This window comes from Litorivivens lipolytica, assembly GCF_014191715.1.
GTDB classification, from domain to species: domain Bacteria; phylum Pseudomonadota; class Gammaproteobacteria; order Pseudomonadales; family Spongiibacteraceae; genus Litorivivens; species Litorivivens lipolytica.
Genome location: NZ_JACHWY010000002.1, coordinates 681,034 through 699,346, shown reverse-complemented (window position 1 = coordinate 699,346; position 18,313 = coordinate 681,034). Strand labels below are relative to the sequence as shown.

Genomic DNA, 18,313 nt, shown 5'->3' with positions numbered 1-18,313 from the left:
TCAGGCAATCGCCAACCAGTCAAAACCCCCATCCTGATCCGCTGATATCGCGGCTTCGCTGCGCTCCAAAACCGTCTGCAGCGCAGCCTCAGCCAGCGCGACCGTGTTGTTCTTCTCGCTAATATGGGCCATCACCACGTGCTGCAGTCGCGCCTGCTCCACCATCGACAGCAGTTGCGCCGCCTGGCGATTATTCAAATGCCCCCAATCACCGCCAACCCGGCGCTTGAGGCTGGGGGGATACGGGCCCATGGCCAGCATGTCGATGTCGTGATTAAACTCCAGCACCAGCGCGTCGCACTGGCGGTATTGTTCGACGACAAAGGGCGTAATGCTGCCAAGATCAGTTAGCAAACCCAGACGGCGATCCCGATGGGCAAACACGTACTGGCAAGGCTCACGGGCATCGTGCGGTACGGCCACGGCTGACACTTCGATATCCCCCACGGTAAAGGTGCCGTGAGTATTCACTTCATTTAAAACCGCCACATTGCCCAAGCCCTCATAGAGTGCCGTGCCGTGACTGGCAAAAACCGGGAGATTGTATTTGCGGGCCAGAGGGCCAACGCCCTTGATATGGTCGGAGTGCTCGTGAGTGACCAGAATGCCATTCAACTCGTCGACGCGACGACCGAGCCGCGCCAGCCGTCGTTCAGTGTCCTTGATGGTGAAGCCGCAGTCGATCAGCAGGCAGGTATTGTTGCTTTCTACCAGTGTGCCATTGCCGCGACTGCCGCTTCCCAGAGAGGCAAAACGCATGATTGCTCTGTTGGCGTTGTTATAAATTAAAAGCTAGGAAATAAATCCTTTGATCTGCTTCAGCACGCGATCAATCACATCCGCATCGCTCTCTTCGCCTTCCTGCGGAGCGACCCGAATCTGCATTTCCTGATCAGTGATTTTGATCATCTGCACAATAAACGCATTGCCGTCGAGATCCTTGTCTTTCATCAGACGGCGGAACCAGAGTGCATCGTCATTATCTTCGTCGATGCTTACCCAGTAGCGCCCCTGACTGCGATCCCGGTCATCGACGGTAAAGCCCGCCTTGCCCAGCGCATTCTCAAGTGAGGCCCAGGCCCGATCGAAGGGCAGCAAAAGGCGAATGTATGGAGGATCACCAGCTTCCAGAAAAATCTTGCCACCGGTCTCGGCATTGCGCTCCGCCAGCATCGACACACTACTAGCCGCCTCGGAATCCGCCAGATACTGAGCCAGCGCCATGGTCATTTCCTGCTCGCGCTGTTCACTGAAGGAACCCCGCGGCCAGCGACCCTGATCATTTTCAACCACCGACTGCAGCACGTAGATTTCGCTGGTGCCACGCTGTACACCCTGCTCTATGCGAAAACGGAATCGCTCGCGGGGCAGCTCCTCACCGCGCGGCTGAACCCAACCTGTCTCGATAATGCCGTTAACCGCATCAGTGCGCGCCACTGGAAAACCCGCCAGATTTAGAAAACCTCGCAGACGCGGCCAGATCTGACCGGGCGAACCGTCGAGCAGTACCCAGCGGTCATCACCCATTTTCTGAATGCGCACCACACCCTGCTCTACATCCTTGATCAGAGGATCGGGCTGGGGCACAGAAAACTCGCCCGGCAATACCACGTGGGATTCGATACCGGGAACACGGTAACTGTCGTGCAGCGCGGTGCTTTCAATGCCCGGCGGCAGTACCAGCGGTTTTGACAATTGCGCCTGACGGTAATCGTTGGCGCGGTCGCGCCAGGTACAGGCGCTAACCAAAACAACACTCAACAGTACGACCGCGGTACGGCTAATCAACATGCGTATACTCACAGAACAGAAGCCGCTTTCAGTGCTTCGCGCAGTTCATCGCGCGCCCATTCGCCCAGCGGTGTCAGCGGCAGGCGGATACCAGACTCCATACGCCCCATTTCATAGAGGGCCCACTTAACCGGAATCGGGTTGGACTCGAGAAACAGCTTATGATGAAGAATTTCTATCATCTTATTTATACGTTCGGCGGTTTCACGATCACCGGCAATGGCAGCCCGCGACATTTCCCCCACCTGCACCGGCGCCACATTGGCGGTTACGGAGATATTTCCGACCCCACCCAGCAACATCAGTTCCATGGCGGTTGCGTCATCGCCGGAATAAACCGCGAGACGACCAGCAACACCTTCTATCAGGGCCTTGCCCCGCACCATATCACCGGTGGCGTCCTTGATACCGACGATATTGTCGATATCCGCCAGCCGGAAAACCGTGTCATTGCTCAGATCACAGGCGGTACGGCCCGGCACGTTGTACAGAATCTGGGGAATGTTGACCGCCTCGGCGATGGTCTTGTAGTGGCGGTACAGGCCTTCCTGGGTCGGCTTGTTGTAGTAGGGAGTCACCAGCAGGCAGGCATCGGCGCCGGCCTTGCTCGCAGAAACCGTCAGCTCAATGGCCTCAGTGGTTGAGTTGCCTCCGGTACCGGCAATCACCGGAATGCGGCCGGCCACACGGGCCACCACACTGCGGATAACCTCGCAGTGCTCGTCCATATCCAGTGTCGCGGATTCGCCGGTGGTGCCCACTGCCACAATCGCATCGGTACCACTTTCGATGTGCCAGTCAATCAGGTTACCCAAGCCCTGCCAGTCGAGACTGCCGTCTTCGAGCATGGGTGTCACCAGCGCGACCATACTGCCGGTAATCATTAAACGTCTCCCAAATTACGCAAGGCGCTAATGGTAATGGCGGGTCTGCCCAAGCTCAAGCGACTTTTGCGGCGCAGGCCGCGACTTTGCTGGTCTGGGGCAGAATCCGCTACCCCTGCAGACTGGTAGTGACTAAACTCTGCCCCTAAAATCTGGTCAAACCCTGTAGAACACCAGCCTATAACCCTGAGGAGGTCAGCCATGCGAATGATGATTGGCGTATTTCTGGCGCTGCTGCCCACCCTGCTGGCAGCCGAGACATTTCGCACCGAGGCGCCGTCGGAGATGGATCGACGCTTTATGGAAACCCAAATAGAGGAGCTGAACGAGATCGCCAGCCTGGAGTTTGGACGCCGCATTAACGGGACCAAGTGGAACGACCTTGAAGTGTTGCAGCGGCTTCTGGATCAAGGCTTGGTCAAAAAGCACGAAACGGCCAGACTGCAGGGCATGGGAATTGTTATCGGCGAGCTGCTGCGCAAGGAAAAAGGGCTTTACTGGACCATTTACACGGACAAGCTGGGCCGCAGCCGCGCCCTAGAGATTCCCGGTAAACGGGAGTTCGTCTTTCCGGTCACCATGATCTCACGGCGCGTAGAAGCCGGCGTTGACGTCAAAGTCCGCGAGGTTTACGAAAATGCCGTCAAGCTTATCGACGAAATTCAGGACAAGCGCGGCTGGCAGTAGCTAGACAATAAACGCCAGCACCAACGGAATGGTGGCAAAACTGATGAGGGTCGAGGCCATCACCAGCCCGGCCACCGCCTCCGGGCTGCGCCGGTATTGGTGCGCCAGCAGATAGTTGAATACGGCAGCCGGTGTGGCGGCCTGCAGTAGAATCACCCCGCGCAGCACGCCGTCCAGATCCAGCAAGGTCACCGTAAGCACCCCGGCAGACACCGATACCACGATACGCATCGCGCCCATCCACAGCGCCGTACCCACATCTTTCAACTTGAGCTCGACCAGCGAGACACCCAGCGTCAACAGCATCAGCGGTATCGCCATACCCCCGAGCAGGTTAAGGGTATTGCTCAGGGTCACCGGAAACTCATAGTCCACCGCCACCAATCCGATGGCCAGCAAGCCCGACCACACGACGGGAGATTTGAGCAGTGTCGGGCCGGGCACTTTTTCGGTGAGCACCGCACTTCCGAGGGTAAAGTGCGTCAAGCTAAACAGAACAAACACACCCAGCGACAGGGCCAAGCCTTCCGGACCAAAGGCGAACAGACACAGCGGCAAGCCCATATTGCCGGAATTGCCGGCCACCAAGGGCACCCCGATATCGCGCAGAGGCCAACGACAAATCAGACAGGCAATGATCGCAAAGACTGCGGTGATCCCCAGCAGTACCAAGGCGGCACCGGCGACTTCCAGCAGCGCGTTCAGTTGGAGCTCGGTCGTGCCGAGGGTCCCGATAATCAGCGCCGGCGCGCCGATCTTCATTACCAGATCACCGACAAAGGTACTGGGGAAATTGGGCTGACTGCGCCCCCACCAGATGCCCAGCGCGATGCAGACAACGATGGGGACAATAACGGGCGTGATAGTGGCGAACATTCGCGGCTCTGAGCAAAAGCAGAAAGCCGCGAGGCTACGCCAAAATGATTACAGAATGAAGTCTTTAGAACTGCCGGGCGCGCAACAAGGCATCGTGACCGCCATCCACAAACAGAATGGAACCGCTGATAAAGCTGGCCTTGTCACTCAACAGAAAACAGACCGCCTCGGCAATATCTTTTGGATCACCCACCCGACCCAGCGGGACGCTGGCCGCAAACGCCTTCATCGCCTCGCCCACTTCGGGGTCTGCGTGGGAGGCATCCACCAAGGGCGTCTGGGTAATCCCCGGGGCGACTGCATTCAAGCGTATGCCCTGCCCTGCGTATTCCGGCGCTTTCTGGCGCAACCATTGGCTGACCGCGCGCTTGCTGCCGGCATAGGCATGGTTGGCGTCCTTGCCGTCGATAAACTCGCAGGCACCGGTTTCATCGCCAGCCAGCAACATTTCCGTGTACTCGTCGTCCGGCAACATGGGGGCGGAGTTCGAGGAAATCATACAAATACTGCCTTTTCGCTTTGCCAGCAGATCCTGAACCCCTTCGGTGGTGGCAATGGCGCCGAAGTAGTTCACGCGCGTGATCAGCGAGTAAGGCCGAGCTGCGGGCCCCAGCCCGGCGCAGGGCACAAAGCCATCGAGGCCATCGGGTGCGGCAGCGCGAATCCCTTCGATAGCCGCCTGACGGCCGGCTTCTGTCGACAAGTCGGCGATAATATCGGCATCTTTAATATCAACCACGATCACGGTATGACCCTCACCGCGCAACTGGTTTTTAATGGCCGCACCAATCCCAGTGGCGCCGCCTGTCATCGCATAAGTTCCCATAGTGACCCTGCATTTATTGTTGGTAGAACGTTTTTGGAGTCTAGCACCCACCCTCAATCGTCAATCATTACTGATTACTCATCGACGGTGTACTGTGCGTAGCTGGGGTTTTGGTTGGCCAGCAGCTCATCGATCCGGCGCTGATACTCCGGCTTGAAATCCTCATGGGTGAAAATCCAGAACTGGTTTTCCCGAATCGCAGCGAATACCAACTCGGCACACTCAGCCGGCGCCATGCCCTGACTGATGCCATCGTTCAGGAATTGCATTAACTGTTTTTGCCCTTCCGTCTGAGCGGCCTGGGCTTCGCGCCCCTCGCCGGAAGCCGTAATCCCGGTAGCAATGGGCCCCGGGCACAGCGCCGACACCCCGATCGGGCTATCCTGCAGCTCATAATGTAGCGTCTCGGTCAGGGCCAGTACCGCCTGCTTACCCACGGTATAAGGGCCCATCAGGGGTGCCGCCAACAGCCCCGCCAGCGATGAGGTATTAACAATGTGAGCCGGTGTGCCCTGCGCCAACATGCGTGGCACAAAAGCCTGCACACCGTGCAGCACGCCCATCAGGTTGATATCCAGAATCCAGCGCCAGTCCTTCAAGGGCACATCCCAGGTCGTGCCACCGATCAGGACACCGGCGTTATTGAACAGCAGATCGACTTGCCCGAAAGACTCAAACGCAAAGTCGGCCAGCGCTTCCAACTCCTCGGCTCTGGAAACATCCGTTTTTCGCCACACTGCGTTCAGCTCCGCGGCCAAAGCAGACAGGCGATCGGCGTTGATATCCGCCAATACGACCTTCATCCCCTCGCCCGCGCAATGCCGAGCCAAACCCTCGCCAATACCACTGGCGGCGCCGGTCACCACTGCCACCTTGCCGGTAAAATCCTTCATCCGCTGTGCCTCGCTGATATTAACTTTCTCTGTTATCCCAGAACGTTTTATCCCAAAGCCTTTTATCCCAAATCAAAACCGGGCCCGCATCGTCTACCCGGACTATCAGCCCTTCGACCCTTTCCTGTAGCATGTTTTCGAAACAGCTCGCGGATACTCACATGGACCAGCGCGAACAAGAACTGATTGAAGCCATCTACGAAGCCCCCTTGACCGAACCGGTCTGGTCCCACTGCCTGAAAACCCTGCGTCTGAGCTTGAATGCTCAGGGTGCCGTGCTGCTGTTGCGCCTGCCCTCGGAACAGGAGCGGGGCGTCATTCTGGCCGACGGCATTCCCGGCCTTGAGGGCGAAATTGGCGACAACCCGTACAGCAAGCAGTTCTACAGCATGGACCCTTTCGTCAACATCCCGGACAACATCACCGTAACGCTGGATGAACATCTGGATATGGACGACCTGGTGACCAGCGAGTTTTACCAACTGAGCCTGGAGCCTTTCGGTATTTATCATATTGCCGGCATTGAGCTCACCAGCGGCGGCGATATTGACGCCAGTCTACGGCTTACCCGGCACAAGGGAGAACCCGGCTTCAACCAGGAGGAGCGCGAGCTGCTCAATCGCTTGATTCCTCACCTGAAGCGCGCGCTGCGCATACACAGCCGGCTGGAAAGCGTCAGCAGCGAAAAAGAACTCTACGCCCAGGCGGTGTCGCAATTGGCGGTGGCGACCTACTTTCTTAATGACAAAGGGCATCTTATCGAAGCCAACCCTATGGGCGAACGCCTGCTGGAAGCAGATCGGGGGCTGTCTATCAGCGCCGGCAAACTGGTGCTGGAGCGTTCAGTCGATACCCAAAAACTTAAAACCGCTATCGACGCTGCCTTGAAGGCACGATTGCGCGGTGACACGGTTTTCGCTCAGGCCATGCCCGTTTACGATCACAGCGGTGATTGCCAGCTAGGGCTTACCGTGCGCCCACTTGCGATAAAGCGTCACCGGGAAACAGACAACGAGGCGGTTATCGCGATTTTTGTCAGCGACGCTAACGCTCGCGTAGAGGCGCCACAGACGTCCCTGACCCAACTGTTCGGTCTGACTCCGGCGGAAAGTCGCCTGGCCACTGCGCTGGCGAACGGGCTCAGTCTGGATGACGCCAGTGCCAGCCTGCATATCAGCCGCAATACCGCACGCGCCCACCTGCGGTCGATTTTTTCCAAAACCGGGGTCAATCAGCAGACCCAGCTCGTCAGTCTCATTCTGAAAAGCGTCGCACCGCTGGGTTAGTCAGGAATGTTCGCTTGACAATAAGCTTACTCAGTAACGTCTACGACCAATCGCCCCCTGATTTTCCCTGCCAAGACATCGTTGGCCAATTCCAGAGCTCCGCTCAGAGTAATATCCGTGGCCACGGACTCCAGAATATCGACTTTCAAATCGCGCGCCAGTCGTTCCCATGCCTGCTCACGTATAGCTATCGGGGCCATAACGCTATCGACTCCGTACAGGGTCACGCCACGTAAGATAAAAGGCATGACCGTCGTTGGAAACTTGGGGCTTTCCGCAAGGCCACAGGCAGCGACAGCGCCTCGATAGCGTAGTTGTGCACATACATTTGCCAGAGTGTTCCCGCCAACCGCATCGATTGCCCCCGCATATAATTCTTTTTGAAGAGGCTTCCCGGACTCCGACAACGCAGCCCGATCGATCGTTCGCGTGGCTCCCAATCCCTTCAAATAGGGCTCCTCTGAGGTTTTGCCGGTCGATGCCACCACGGTGTATCCCGCCTCAGCCAGCAGAGCAATTGCAATAGAGCCGACGCCACCACTGGCAGCCGTAACGAGGATCTCGCCATCATCGGGCCGAATGCCATGATGCACAAGCGCATCAACACAGAGCGCCGCGGTGTAGCCGGCGGTACCGATAATCATCGCTTGTCGAGTAGTAAAAACTGACGGCAACGCAATAAGCCAGTCGCCCTTTACATTTGCACGTTGCGCCAGTCCACCCTCGTGAACCTCACCAACTCCCCAACCGTTGAGTATCACTCGGTCACCCTGCTTCCATCGTGGATGACTGCTTTGCTCAACCGTGCCTGCCAAATCAATCCCAGGAATCATCGGCCATTTTCTAACAACTGGAGACGCTCCCGTAATGGCAAGCGCGTCTTTATAGTTAATGGTTGAATACTCGACTCGAATACTTACATCACCGTCCGGCAATTCACTGGCATCGAGGTTCTTGATTCCGCTATGTTGCCGACTCTCGGTTTTTTCTATAACAATCGCTTTCACTTCAGAGTCCTTTAGTCAGAGAAATTTGCATTATTTTCCACCTTCCAAATGGGGCGAATACTCATTGTTGCAAGACGGTTCCGCGCGCACGCTCGAGGTCGTCTTCCAAAAAGCGGGCGCTGTAAATTAACAAGCCCGCACCAAGCCCGCCCAAACCAACGGCAACCAGAAGTGCGTAGCGAATAGACTGCAAACCGTAGTCGGTAGCAAAGAGGTCACTCAGTGCGCCTACAAGCAGAGGACCAATACCCGCGCCGACAATATTCACGATAAACAACATGATCGCCGATGCAGTCGCTCGCATATCCAACCTCGCCAGATTCTGATTCGCACTGAACATGGCCGGCAAATAAACATTAAGCATCAGAAAAAAAGCGAAAAACGACCAGGCAGCAAAAACCGGGGACTGGGATAAAAGAAACAGAATACCCACCGGGATACCTGCAAGGGTCATCAATGCAGGAACGCTCACGGCATAAGACACCTTCGACCGACCAGCGCGATCGACCAGATATCCACCCAGTAGCGAACCACAACTACCACCCATACCAATAACCAGCCCCATGATCTGCCCAGTACTGATCGAGCTCATTGTGTGGACGCGCACAAGAAACTCAAAGCCCCACATGAGAATGGCGTAACCGGTAAGCGACAGCAGTGAATAGCCCGTCATCATGATTATCCAGGCGCGGCTGCCACCGAGAAACGCGAGTGTTTCCTTTAGCGTGGAGGTCTGGGCTTCACCTACTCTATTTTCCGAGTAACCCCGCGGTGGCTCCGAAACCGTAAAACGCACCAGCAAAGCGATTAATAGCCCCGGAGCGCCCACCACAATAAAAGCCGTGCGCCAGTCAAAGTATTCGCGCAGATAGCCGCCACCAAGGAAGGCGATGGCTCCACCAACAAACGCACCCGCCGCATAAATTGCCAGCGCTTTTCCACGCTTTTCGACGGGAAAATAATCCGAGATAAGTGAGTGCGCCGGCGGTGAACCGGCAGCTTCGCCGATGCCGACCCCCACTCTGGCCAACGCGAGATGCCAAAAACTTTTAGCCACACCGGAAAGGACGGTAAAAGCACTCCAGACGGCCAAGCCAATGGCTATAATATTGCGCCGATTACCTTTGTCCGCCCAACGCGCGATCGGGATACCGGCTATGGTATAGAGCAGAGCAAAGGCGAAACCGACCAGCAACCCCATCTCCGTATCCGATGCGCCGAATTCTTCTTTAATCGGTCCGATAAAGACGGATAAAACCTGACGGTCAATAAAATTTACGACATAGACAACAAAGAGAACGCCCAGCACGTAGTTGGAATACCCGGCGGAATATTGGTTTTTTGTCTGGGAACCCATAGTTTTACTCTTATTGTTAGACTACTCACACTCGCAGTGCCAAAGGCACGTTACCAGTCAACTGCCACGCCAGAACGCTGCTTTTCTCTTTCTCGGATGAATTTGAGAATGTGTCCATTGTCTTCTACATCCACGACCCCGTGTAGACAGAGCCGCAATACCTCACGACGCATCCGGGATTTCATATGCTCTCGCTCTTTCTTTGACTTCGCCTGTGAGCCCACCCAAACTGGCCAAAGAAAATAGCCAGCCAACAAAATGACAGACAACGCCTCAACATCAATCGATGGTTGCGCTAACTCACTTTCGGCCACCTGCTGAATCGACTGTTTAAACTGACGGAAGAATTTGTCTTCCCCGGGATTCCTGGACGCCAGCACTTCAAACAACCAGATGCGACAGAGAGCAGGATTGTCGACTGCAAAATTCACCAGACCATCCACCGCTGAAAACAGCGGATTCTCGCCCATTTCTTTTTCCCCGAAATTTGTAGCTGCCGCCTCAATCTCGCCGAAAATTGTACTTGCCAAGTGATCACTCACCCATTCCACAGTCGCGTCGATCAAATCCGCACGGGTTTCAAAGTGCTGATAGGCTGTACCTCGATTGACCCCGGCCAGATTGGCAACCTTGCTAAGACTGAGAGCATCCGGCCCGTCAGCTGCCAACACCGTGCGCGCAGCCGCAAGAATGATTTCTCTTGTCGCCGCCTTGTCTCTCCTACGCCCCATCCCAAACCCCTGTTATCATCAATGGTGATTACTAATAATAAGTTTGGGCGCCGTCAACACTACAGTCAACCGAGTGATTGCGAAAAAGCCTAACAGGCTTGCATTTAATTTAAGTAACCTTACTTGAGTTCAACGCGCTATATACATGACACTTCAAGCTGCACATACCTTGGTTTCAACCGATCAAAACCCTGAAAGGAGAAGGCATACAATGAAAACTCGTTTAAAAGGCCTGCTGACCATTTGCACAACTGCACTAGTTCTCGCCGCCTGCGATAACGGCACTCATACACCGACACAAGAAACCAAGGCCGCACCGTTGCAACTTGAGGTGCCTGCCGGCCAGTACAAGCACGATCCAACGCATTCCACTTTTGCCTTTAGTGTTACCCACCTTGGGCTGGCGAATTATGTAATGCGCTTTACCGACTACGATATCGCAGCTGATCTCGACCCAGACAACCTCGACCAGTCTTCTATCAAGGTGACAATTGATGCCACCGGCATTGATACAGACTACCAAGGTGACTATCAGGCCACGCACAAACAGTCTTCTTTCAAAACCTGGGAAGAAGATCTGACGCTGAGCCCGAAATTTCTGAATGCCAACGAGCACCCGACCATTACCTATGAGTCAACTTCCATTAGCAAGCAGGACGGCAAACTGAAAATTGACGGCAACCTGACCCTGCTCGGCCAGACCCACCCGGTGACACTGCATGCCGAGCTGACGGGGCAAACCGCACAACACCCCTTCTTCGGCTTCGGCGCGCTGGGCTTTTCGGTTACCGGTACCTTTGAGCGTTCCAAGTTTGGTATGACTCACCTCACCAACCCGCCGCTGGTCAGCGATACCGTGACCATCGACTTTGACGGGGAGCTGCATCAGGTCGTCAACAAGTAATAAGCCTCTTTCATGACCTACCGTTACAACGCGATCGCGATCACCCTACATTGGGTGATCGCCCTCTGCCTGATAAGCAATCTCGGACTTGGCTGGTGGATGGGCGATGCCCTGCAGAATGAAGCCACCCAGAGTCTGGCCACTGATGCCTTTCAATGGCACAAATCCCTTGGCCTGTTGATCCTGTTTCTCAGCCTGCTGCGACTCTGCTGGCGACTGCTGCATCCCGCACCGCCGCTACCTGAATCCAGTCCCTCTTGGGAGCATCGCGTTGCTGCGTTGACCCACGGCTTGTTTTACCTGCTGATGATCGCCATTCCGCTGAGCGGCTGGCTGTATGTGTCGGCGCAATGGCGTGGCGGCAATGCCTTGAATGTGCCGACGATCTGGTTTGGCCTGTTCGAGGTGCCTCACCTGTTCGGCTTGAACACGCTGCCTGCAGAAACCCGGCAAACTCTGGCGGGCTGGTTGATGCCCACTCACGAAACGTTGAGCTGGGCTTTTACGGTATTGCTGGCTCTTCATATCGGCGCCGCTTTGCGTCATCACGCACTGCTAAAAGATGATGTACTGCTGCGCATGTTTCCGGCACTGACCAAAGGTGATACCAAGGTTTTTGCCGGGAAAGGACACCCCACAAAAGCTCTGTTAGTTGTGGTCGCCGCCAGCGTTCTGCTAGTCGTCGGCCTGACAGGCCACGATGCGTCGCCGGTTAAACCATTGCCTGACGATGAGGGCTCGGCCTTAGCGGAACGATTGGCGGCATTGAGCCAGCCACTAGACACCGACCTTCCAAAGTGGAACATCATTCCCGAGGAGAGCCATATCCAATTCTCCGGCACCCATGCCGGTCAGCCCTTCAAAGGTCGCTTCACCCGCTGGCAGGCGGACTTGCGCTTCGATGAATCAACAGGTGTCGGAACGGTCGCAGTCGTTATTGATACGGGGGCAGCAACCGACGGCGTACCCATGCACGACCGAACCCTACCCCAGGCAGAATGGTTTAATGTGGCCGCCTACCCTTTTGCTACTTATCTTGCTGATTCGTTCGAAAAGTCGGAGCTGGGCCACTCAATTCAAGGGACACTAACCATAAAGCAGCACCCGCTTAGCATGGCTCCACTCTCCCTTGAGATCGTCGACAACATGATCCACATACGTGGCGAGCTCACACTGGACCGGGCGGATGTTGATATGGGTATGGAATCTGACCCTGCAGGAGAATGGGTATCACGAGATATTCTCATCCATATCAGCGTTTGGGCACGCTCAAGCACAAAGAAGCCCGAACCGCCCACGTCAGAGGTTGAGCCAGCTCGATAGCGGTTTAAATACTAGGACTAAACTGATCGTTCAAATGGTGTATACACTGCTTACCTGCCCCGGCAGTACTATAGTGCCCATATTCTCAGGAACGACAGGACAGACTCATGGCAAAAGCAGAAGATTACGGCTTAGGCCCGCATACCTTCCCTCGCGGCTGGTTTATCGTTGCCGAAGCCAGTGAACTGCCACAGGGGCGCGCCATCCCGCTGCGCTTCTTCGGCAAGGATTTCGCCCTCTACCGTGGTGAAAGTGGTCGCCCGATCATGCTGGACGCCTACTGCCCGCATATGCAAACCCACCTAGCCGCCAGCGACAGCACAGCTATCGTTCAAGAGTGCAAGCAGATAGAGGGCGATTCCATCCGCTGCCCCTATCACGGCTGGCGCTTTGGCCCCGACGGTAAGTGCGACGATATCCCCTACTTTGAAGGTACTTTTCCGCGCAGCGCCGTAATTGCCAGCTATCCGGTCGAGGAAGTCATGGGCTGCATTATGATGTGGCACGACCCTGAAGGTGGCGAGCCCCAGTACGCCCCACCCAAACTAAAGGAGTGGGACGATCCGAGCTGGGTTCGCTGGGAGCTGGATCACCTGGGCGAGCTGGAAATGCATCCCCAGGAAATCCTCGACAACATGGCCGATGTACACCATCTGGGACCGACCCACGGCGCCCCCTGTGAGTACTTCGAGAACGAATTCCGCGACCACATTTACATTCAACGTCAGGGCGGCGTGCACGCGGGCTACAACAGCATGCTCCGCAGCTCCACCTGGTATACCGGCCCCGGCGTACTGCTTTCCAAGCAGAGCTTCGGCGATGTGATTACCTATGAACTGATCGCCAACACACCAGTCGATGACGGCGTTTCCAAAGTCTGGCACGCGGCACTGGCCCAAGGCTCCAGCGACACGCCGAGCGCGGAAGATATCGAAGCGGCCAAGCAAATCCAGGCTGGCGCACTGGCGGCCTTCGCAGCGGACTTCAGCGTCTGGAAAAACAAGGGTTCAGCCACCCGCATTCTGCAGATTCAAACCGATGGCCCATTTGCCACCGGTCGCCGCTGGTATAAACAGTTCTACGACAAAGCTGAAAACGCAGGCACATACCAAGAGAAGGCCAATGGCGTTCACCATGTAAAAAACATGGCTACGCCACCGCAGGAAGCGATGGACTTCGAAGGCGACCTGTTTGAAGGAATTGAAAAGCGCTGATTTGGGAGCAAGAAAAGGCGTGCTCACTGTTTGATCCTGACAATGAGTGTCAGGATCAAACACAATCAAAGCTTACGTGTGAAGCTTTATCCGCAGAATCTCAACGGCCCTTCCAGTTCGGCGCACGCTTCTCGGCAAAGGCGGTTGCACCCTCAATGGCATCTTCACTCCTGAAGATCACATCGACCTGCTTCTGCTGGTTGGGGAACATCTCATCCAGTGCCCAGTCCTGAGACTCCAGAATCACTTGTTTGGATTTGATCACCGCTAGCGGGCCGTTGGTGGCGATGGATTTCGCCAGCGCCTTGGCGCCTTCGAGCGCCGTACCCGGCTCCACAACGCGATTGATCAGTCCCAGTTCGTAGGCGCGATTGGCGTCGATAAAGTCACCGGTCAGGGCCAGCTCCATGGCAATACGCGGCGCGATTTGACGGGGCAGACGCATCAGGCCACCGGCAGCGGCAACCAGTCCACGCTTGGCTTCGGGAATCCCGAATTTGGCACTGTTGGCAGACACCACCAGGTCACACGACAGCATCAGCTCAAAACCACCGGCCAAGGCAAAGCCTTCCACCGCCGCGATCAGCGGCTTTTTCGGCAGGGCTTCTACCAGACCAGCAAAACCCTTGCCCTCGATAAAAGGCATCTCGCCACTGACAAAGGCTTTCAGATCCATACCGGAACAGAAGGTGCCTTCGGCTCCGGTCAAAATCGCAACCTGAATACCGTCGTTGCTGTCGAGCTCGTCCATGGCGGCAGCAATGCCCTTCGCCACGTCGAGGTTAACGGCATTTTTGGCATTCGGGCGGTTAATCGTGATGGTCATTACACCATCGGCGACTTCAGTCAGAACAGCATCGCTCATGGAATTCTCCTGTCAGTTTACGTTATTTATCTGGCCACCAATGATCTACAGCTCACTTGGCTGAGGCAAGTGTTTTTACCCCATAAAATCAGTCGCGAAAGTTGTTAAATTGCAGGGGCTGCTCCAGATCTTCGGCTCGCAACAGCGCCATCACCTGCTGCAGGTCGTCGCGCTTTTTGCCGGTCACTCGCACCTGATCGCCCTGGATCTGGGACTGCACTTTCAACTTGGATTCTTTGATCAATTTGACAATCTTTTTCGCCAGTGTCGTTTCTAGGCCGTTTTTCATGGTGATAGTGACTTTAACCTGCTTGCCCGCTGTGGCCTGCTCACCCACTTCCATCGCCTGCGGGTCGATATCACACTTGATCAGGGCCGCGCGCAGCATGTCTTCCATTTGGCTAAGCTGAAAATCCGCCTCGGCGAACATCGTCACGCCCAGCTCTTCCCGTTTGAAGGCCGCATCGACGCCCTTGAAATCAAAGCGGTTATCAATGATCCGCTGCGCCTGATCCACCGCATTGGTAAACTGGTGCAAATCCACTTCAGAAACGATATCAAAGGAAGGCATGGCACATACTCTCGGCAAACAACATGTGGGCGAAATGGTAGCACCGGCGCGAGAAGCTTGTCATGGCTGAGCAGTGGCTGATTCTCGGTGCTGGCAGTATTGGAGGCTTGTGGGCCGCGCGCTTACATCAGGCGCTGCGTGCGCCGACACTGCTGCTAAAGGAAGACGCCTTTGCCGACTATCGTGGCCTGACGATTGATGGCGAAGGTATAGTGCCGGTAGCCGCTGCCACACCTTCACAGCTGAACCGGCCAATTGATCGCCTGCTGGTATGCTGCAAGAGTTATCAAACACTTGATGCCCTGTCGCCACTGGCACCTTACTTTCACAACGAGACTTCGCTGGTATTGGTACAGAATGGCCTCGGCATTGCCGAGGAAATCAAAGCCCTATACCCCCGTATCAAGCTCTATTGCGGCACCACCACCGCCGGCGCCAATCGCCTTGATCGTTTTACCATCCGCCCGGCGGGTGAGGGTGAAACCCTGATCGGTGCTTTTGACGGATCGGTCAGAGAGTTAAAAACGATAGCCGACAGTTTGTCCTGCGAAGCATTTCCGGTTGCCGCAAGCGACACCATTCAAGCTCTGCTCTGGCGTAAGCTCGCCATCAACTGCGCAATCAACCCGCTGACGGTGCGCTATCGCTGTCACAACGGCGAGCTACTCGATATTGAGGCTGCACGAGAGGACATGGCCGCCATCTGCAGCGAATTTACCGAGGTCAGCGAGGCGCTGGGGCGAGCAGACTGGGTGCCAAATCTGTTGGCAACCGTCACACAGGTCGCCGAACAAACCGGTAACAATCGTTCATCCATGCTGCAGGATGTCGAAGCCGGTCAGCGCACCGAGATAGAAGCCATTACCGGCTACCTGTGTCGTGAAGCCAAACGCCTCGCTATTCCCACCCCCGTCAATGAATCCCTCTTCCAAGAGGTTGTTAGCACCCACTCACCACATTGACAGCATGGCGCGTAGTCAGTAGAGTGCGCGGCACCTGCCTTGGGTGCCCGTGGGCCTGACTGGACGTCAGTGCTGGCACGGGTTAAACGGGAAGTCTGGTGACGGTGCAGAAGCATCCAGTCCAGCGCTGCCCCCGCAACGGTAATCATTGTCTTTTACAAAGACGTTTGAAAGCCCGGAACCGGCCCTTGCAGATATAACGATGACGCGGAGGGCTTCATCGGGTCATATCTTGCATATCACCCCACCCCTCCCTCATTGCGTTCACAACAATGCTTTGGGGAAATCCATGAAAAAACTAACTGTAACTGCACTCGCCATCAGCAGTGCCGCTGCTTTTGCCAGCCCTACTACAATGGAAACCACACTGGTGACTGCCTCTCGCACCCAGCAGACGATCGACGCCACGCTGGCGCCGGTCACCGTCATCGAGCGTGAAGATATCGAACGCGCTCAGGCTCGCGATGTGCTGGAACTGTTGAGTACAACCACAGGTATAACCATTACCCGCAACGGTGGTGTGGGTGCTTCAAGCAGCGTCTTTATCCGCGGCAATGCCTCTACTCACACACTGGTACTGATCGACGGCCAGCGTGTTGGCAGCGCCACCTTGGGCAGCACGAATCTGTCCATGCTCGAACCAGAGCAGATCGAGCGGATTGAAATCGTGCGCGGCCCGCGCTCGAGCCTTTACGGCAGCGATGCCATTGGCGGGGTGATTCAGATCTTTACCCGCAAAGGAAGCCTGAATGGTGGTGTATCGCCACTGCTGAAAGCGGGTTACGGCAACAAGAACACCAGCAAAGCGGTTGCGGGCCTTTCGATAGGTGACGACGCGGCCTACACCAACCTGATGGTGACCCACTTTGATACCCAGGGCATAGACAATCTTGAAAGCGATGCCGGCGTTAACGGTGATGACGATGCCTATCGCACTACCGGTATGAGTCTGCGCAGTGGCGCCAAGGTTGGTATCGCAGATCTTGCCCTGAGCTACCAGCGCACCGACTCCGAAAATGAATACGACAGCGCGTTTTCACCGAATGCTCTCCTGTACAGCGATTCCGTCATTGAAAGCGCCAGCGCTGAAGCCAGCATTCAGGCCCTTGATAACTGGGTCAGCACCCTTCGTGTGGGCAAGTCCAAAGACGACAGCCTGAATCTGAATGACCTCAATCCGGCGACTCGCACGCGTTTCACCACACGTCGCGACAGCGCTCTGTGGCAGAATGACCTGCACATCAGCAACCACATCGTGTCGATTGGTGCCGAGTACTATGACGAGTTTGTCGACAGTACCACCAACTACGACGTAGACGAGCGCTATAACAAGGCGGGCTTTGCCCAAGTACAGAGCGACTTCGGCGCCCACGACCTGTCCCTTGGCGGGCGCCACGAAGACAACGAGCAATTCGGCTCATTCAAAACCTGGACCGCAAGTTACGGCGTGGATTTGTTTGAAGGCACTCGCCTGATCGTGTCAAAAGGTACCGGTTTTAAAGCGCCTACCTTTAACCAGCTCTACTTCCCCGGCTTTGGCAATCCCAACTTCGTTCCGGAGGAATCCGAAAATACCGAAGTCGAAGTACGCTACAGCGAGAATACTTTTGGCTGGTCCCTCTCTGGTTTTGAGAACGATGTGGAAAACCTGATTCAATATAACCCCTCGACCTTCACCACCGATCAAATCAGCGAAGCTGAAATCCGCGGTGCGGAATTGACCGTCTTTGTGCGCGTCAACGACTGGATGTTGAACGGCAACTACACCGTACTGCGACCGATCGATAAAGCCTCGGAACTCGATATTCGCCGTCGTGCGCGCCGCTCGGCAACCTTTAGCGCGGATCGGCAGCTGGATCGCCTCAGCTATGGCATCCAGGTTCGCATTCAGGGTCGCAGCTATGAAGACGCCGCTAACAATACCGAGCTTTCCGGATTTGGCCTGATCGATCTGCGCACCCGCTATCAGATCAATGCCAGTCTTTCAGCCCAGCTCAGCGTGAAAAACCTGTTTGATCGCAACTACGAAACCGCGCGTGGTTTTAACAACGAAGGTCTGACCTCTATGCTGACCCTCGTTTACGAGCCACGCTAAGGAACGTATCCTTTGACGTCTCGCTACTAAGGGAATTTGCC

18 protein-coding genes and 1 riboswitch are annotated in these 18,313 nt (G+C 55.7%); of the genes, 7 read left to right on the top strand and 11 right to left on the bottom strand.

Annotated elements, in window-relative coordinates:
- The 3 genes from FHR99_RS11555 to dapA are packed head-to-tail and all read right to left on the bottom strand — an operon-like array spanning position 1 to position 2,675.
- Positions 1-759: an MBL fold metallo-hydrolase gene (locus tag FHR99_RS11555; protein ID WP_183410830.1), complete on the bottom strand. Its 759-nt coding sequence runs from the start codon at positions 757-759 to the stop codon at positions 1-3.
- 33 nt (positions 760-792) lie between these two features.
- Entirely contained in the window at positions 793-1,791 is a 999-nt protein-coding gene (bamC, locus tag FHR99_RS11550; protein WP_183410829.1) for an outer membrane protein assembly factor BamC, read from the bottom strand.
- A gap of 8 nt (positions 1,792-1,799) precedes the next feature.
- A complete protein-coding gene (dapA, locus tag FHR99_RS11545; protein WP_183410828.1) occupies positions 1,800-2,675 on the bottom strand; it encodes a 4-hydroxy-tetrahydrodipicolinate synthase in 876 nt (291 codons plus the stop codon).
- 201 nt (positions 2,676-2,876) lie between these two features.
- On the opposite strand from dapA, the gene FHR99_RS11540 reads away from it, so the two are divergent.
- Positions 2,877-3,362, top strand: a complete 486-nt coding sequence (locus tag FHR99_RS11540) for a DUF3806 domain-containing protein (protein WP_183410827.1) — start codon at positions 2,877-2,879, stop codon at positions 3,360-3,362.
- Here FHR99_RS11540 and FHR99_RS11535 read toward each other — a convergent pair whose 3' ends face one another.
- From FHR99_RS11535 to FHR99_RS11525, 3 genes are all read right to left on the bottom strand, one after another.
- On the bottom strand, positions 3,363-4,238 hold the full coding sequence (locus FHR99_RS11535; RefSeq protein WP_183410826.1) for an AEC family transporter: 876 nt from the start codon (positions 4,236-4,238) through the stop codon (positions 3,363-3,365).
- Positions 4,239-4,302: 64 nt separating this feature from the next.
- Entirely contained in the window at positions 4,303-5,049 is a 747-nt protein-coding gene (locus tag FHR99_RS11530; RefSeq protein WP_246386769.1) for an SDR family oxidoreductase, read from the bottom strand.
- A gap of 89 nt (positions 5,050-5,138) precedes the next feature.
- Positions 5,139-5,957 carry an SDR family NAD(P)-dependent oxidoreductase gene (locus FHR99_RS11525; RefSeq protein ID WP_183410824.1) on the bottom strand — a complete coding sequence of 273 codons (819 nt, stop codon included), beginning with the start codon at positions 5,955-5,957 and terminating at the stop codon, positions 5,139-5,141.
- Between the two features lie 161 nt (positions 5,958-6,118).
- Between FHR99_RS11525 and FHR99_RS11520 the strand changes: the two genes are divergently transcribed.
- Positions 6,119-7,243 (top strand): helix-turn-helix transcriptional regulator, encoded by a 1,125-nt coding sequence (locus tag FHR99_RS11520; protein WP_183410823.1) that lies wholly within the window; start codon positions 6,119-6,121, stop codon positions 7,241-7,243.
- A gap of 26 nt (positions 7,244-7,269) precedes the next feature.
- Here the strand turns inward: FHR99_RS11520 and acuI are convergent, their stop codons facing one another.
- The 3 genes from acuI to FHR99_RS11505 form a co-directional block, all read right to left on the bottom strand.
- Positions 7,270-8,250: an acrylyl-CoA reductase (NADPH) gene (gene acuI / locus FHR99_RS11515; protein ID WP_183410822.1), complete on the bottom strand. Its 981-nt coding sequence runs from the start codon at positions 8,248-8,250 to the stop codon at positions 7,270-7,272.
- 61 nt (positions 8,251-8,311) lie between these two features.
- Complete coding sequence (locus tag FHR99_RS11510) at positions 8,312-9,607, bottom strand: spinster family MFS transporter (protein ID WP_183410821.1); 1,296 nt, start codon at positions 9,605-9,607, stop codon at positions 8,312-8,314.
- 50 nt (positions 9,608-9,657) lie between these two features.
- On the bottom strand, positions 9,658-10,338 hold the full coding sequence (locus FHR99_RS11505) for a TetR/AcrR family transcriptional regulator (protein ID WP_281388650.1): 681 nt from the start codon (positions 10,336-10,338) through the stop codon (positions 9,658-9,660).
- Between the two features lie 211 nt (positions 10,339-10,549).
- Here FHR99_RS11505 and FHR99_RS11500 point away from each other — a divergent pair, with 211 nt between their 5' ends.
- From FHR99_RS11500 to FHR99_RS11490, 3 genes are all read left to right on the top strand, one after another.
- Positions 10,550-11,242, top strand: a complete 693-nt coding sequence (locus FHR99_RS11500) for a YceI family protein (RefSeq protein WP_183410819.1) — start codon at positions 10,550-10,552, stop codon at positions 11,240-11,242.
- 12 nt (positions 11,243-11,254) lie between these two features.
- A complete protein-coding gene (locus tag FHR99_RS11495) occupies positions 11,255-12,565 on the top strand; it encodes a cytochrome b/b6 domain-containing protein (protein ID WP_183410818.1) in 1,311 nt (436 codons plus the stop codon).
- 107 nt (positions 12,566-12,672) lie between these two features.
- On the top strand, positions 12,673-13,779 hold the full coding sequence (locus tag FHR99_RS11490; protein WP_183410817.1) for an aromatic ring-hydroxylating dioxygenase subunit alpha: 1,107 nt from the start codon (positions 12,673-12,675) through the stop codon (positions 13,777-13,779).
- 100 nt (positions 13,780-13,879) lie between these two features.
- Here the strand turns inward: FHR99_RS11490 and FHR99_RS11485 are convergent, their stop codons facing one another.
- Complete coding sequence (locus FHR99_RS11485) at positions 13,880-14,644, bottom strand: crotonase/enoyl-CoA hydratase family protein (protein ID WP_183410816.1); 765 nt, start codon at positions 14,642-14,644, stop codon at positions 13,880-13,882.
- A gap of 88 nt (positions 14,645-14,732) precedes the next feature.
- Entirely contained in the window at positions 14,733-15,215 is a 483-nt protein-coding gene (locus FHR99_RS11480; protein ID WP_183410815.1) for a YajQ family cyclic di-GMP-binding protein, read from the bottom strand.
- A 62-nt stretch (positions 15,216-15,277) separates the two neighbouring features.
- Here FHR99_RS11480 and FHR99_RS11475 point away from each other — a divergent pair, with 62 nt between their 5' ends.
- The gene (locus FHR99_RS11475; RefSeq protein WP_183410814.1) at positions 15,278-16,177 is read left to right on the top strand and encodes a ketopantoate reductase family protein; all 900 of its coding nucleotides are present in this window, start codon (positions 15,278-15,280) and stop codon (positions 16,175-16,177) included.
- Between the two features lie 24 nt (positions 16,178-16,201).
- Positions 16,202-16,381: riboswitch (cobalamin riboswitch) on the top strand.
- A gap of 85 nt (positions 16,382-16,466) precedes the next feature.
- Positions 16,467-18,272, top strand: a complete 1,806-nt coding sequence (locus tag FHR99_RS11470) for a TonB-dependent receptor domain-containing protein (protein ID WP_183410813.1) — start codon at positions 16,467-16,469, stop codon at positions 18,270-18,272.
- Positions 18,273-18,313: the final 41 nt, after the last annotated feature.

What these genes read in the sequence shown, in the direction of transcription:
- FHR99_RS11520 (WP_183410823.1), top strand. Translation starts at nt 6,119, where the DNA reads ATGGACCAGCGCGAACAAGAACTGATTGAAGCCATCTACGAAGCCCCC.
- FHR99_RS11530 (WP_246386769.1), bottom strand. Translation starts at nt 5,049, where the DNA reads ATGACAGGCGGCGCCACTGGGATTGGTGCGGCCATTAAAAACCAGTTG.
- FHR99_RS11470 (WP_183410813.1), top strand. Translation starts at nt 16,467, where the DNA reads ATGAAAAAACTAACTGTAACTGCACTCGCCATCAGCAGTGCCGCTGCT.
- FHR99_RS11475 (WP_183410814.1), top strand. Translation starts at nt 15,278, where the DNA reads ATGGCTGAGCAGTGGCTGATTCTCGGTGCTGGCAGTATTGGAGGCTTG.
- FHR99_RS11500 (WP_183410819.1), top strand. Translation starts at nt 10,550, where the DNA reads ATGAAAACTCGTTTAAAAGGCCTGCTGACCATTTGCACAACTGCACTA.
- FHR99_RS11505 (WP_281388650.1), bottom strand. Translation starts at nt 10,338, where the DNA reads ATGGGGCGTAGGAGAGACAAGGCGGCGACAAGAGAAATCATTCTTGCG.
- bamC (WP_183410829.1), bottom strand. Translation starts at nt 1,791, where the DNA reads ATGTTGATTAGCCGTACCGCGGTCGTACTGTTGAGTGTTGTTTTGGTT.
- FHR99_RS11495 (WP_183410818.1), top strand. Translation starts at nt 11,255, where the DNA reads ATGACCTACCGTTACAACGCGATCGCGATCACCCTACATTGGGTGATC.
- FHR99_RS11555 (WP_183410830.1), bottom strand. Translation starts at nt 759, where the DNA reads ATGCGTTTTGCCTCTCTGGGAAGCGGCAGTCGCGGCAATGGCACACTG.
- FHR99_RS11535 (WP_183410826.1), bottom strand. Translation starts at nt 4,238, where the DNA reads ATGTTCGCCACTATCACGCCCGTTATTGTCCCCATCGTTGTCTGCATC.
- FHR99_RS11485 (WP_183410816.1), bottom strand. Translation starts at nt 14,644, where the DNA reads ATGAGCGATGCTGTTCTGACTGAAGTCGCCGATGGTGTAATGACCATC.
- FHR99_RS11525 (WP_183410824.1), bottom strand. Translation starts at nt 5,957, where the DNA reads ATGAAGGATTTTACCGGCAAGGTGGCAGTGGTGACCGGCGCCGCCAGT.
- FHR99_RS11480 (WP_183410815.1), bottom strand. Translation starts at nt 15,215, where the DNA reads ATGCCTTCCTTTGATATCGTTTCTGAAGTGGATTTGCACCAGTTTACC.
- FHR99_RS11540 (WP_183410827.1), top strand. Translation starts at nt 2,877, where the DNA reads ATGCGAATGATGATTGGCGTATTTCTGGCGCTGCTGCCCACCCTGCTG.
- FHR99_RS11510 (WP_183410821.1), bottom strand. Translation starts at nt 9,607, where the DNA reads ATGGGTTCCCAGACAAAAAACCAATATTCCGCCGGGTATTCCAACTAC.
- dapA (WP_183410828.1), bottom strand. Translation starts at nt 2,675, where the DNA reads ATGATTACCGGCAGTATGGTCGCGCTGGTGACACCCATGCTCGAAGAC.
- FHR99_RS11490 (WP_183410817.1), top strand. Translation starts at nt 12,673, where the DNA reads ATGGCAAAAGCAGAAGATTACGGCTTAGGCCCGCATACCTTCCCTCGC.